Raw genomic sequence first — 765 nt, 5'->3', positions numbered from 1 at the left:
CAAATTAAACTTTAAATTGAAGAGTTTGATCATGGCTCAGATTGAACGCTGGCGGCAGGCTTAACACATGCAAGTCGAACGGTAACATTTCTAGCTTGCTAGAAGATGACGAGTGGCGGACGGGTGAGTAATGCTTGGGAATATGCCTTATGGTGGGGGACAACAGTTGGAAACGACTGCTAATACCGCATAACATCTCCGGATCAAAGTGGGGGACCTTCGGGCCTCACGCCATAAGAGTAGCCCAAGTGGGATTAGCTAGTTGGTAAGGTAATGGCTTACCAAGGCGACGATCCCTAGCTGGTCTTAGAGGATGACCAGCCACACTGGAACTGAGACACGGTCCAGACTCCTACGGGAGGCAGCAGTGGGGAATATTGCACAATGGAGGAAACTCTGATGCAGCCATGCCGCGTGTGTGAAGAAGGCTTTCGGGTTGTAAAGCACTTTCAGCGAGGAGGAAAGGGCGATGCTTAATAGGTATCGTCTGTGACGTTACTCGCAGAAGAAGCACCGGCTAACTCCGTGCCAGCAGCCGCGGTAATACGGAGGGTGCGAGCGTTAATCGGAATTACTGGGCGTAAAGCGCGCGTAGGTGGTTAATTAAGTCAGATGTGAAATCCCAGGGCTCAACCTTGGAACTGCATTTGAAACTGGTTAACTAGAGTTTTGTAGAGGGTGGTAGAATTTCAGGTGTAGCGGTGAAATGCGTAGAGATCTGAAGGAATACCAGTGGCGAAGGCGGCCACCTGGACAAAGACTGAC

The 765-nt window shown here is 50.5% G+C and carries 1 rRNA gene; it reads left to right on the top strand.

Features of this window, described 5'->3' with window-relative positions:
- Positions 1-13 precede the first annotated feature (13 nt).
- Positions 14-765, top strand: a 16S ribosomal RNA gene (locus tag E2R67_RS16425); the annotation flags it as partial.

Source organism: Psychromonas algicola (genome assembly GCF_004378355.1).
GTDB lineage: Bacteria > Pseudomonadota > Gammaproteobacteria > Enterobacterales > Psychromonadaceae > Psychromonas.
This window is presented reverse-complemented; position numbering and strand designations above follow the sequence as displayed.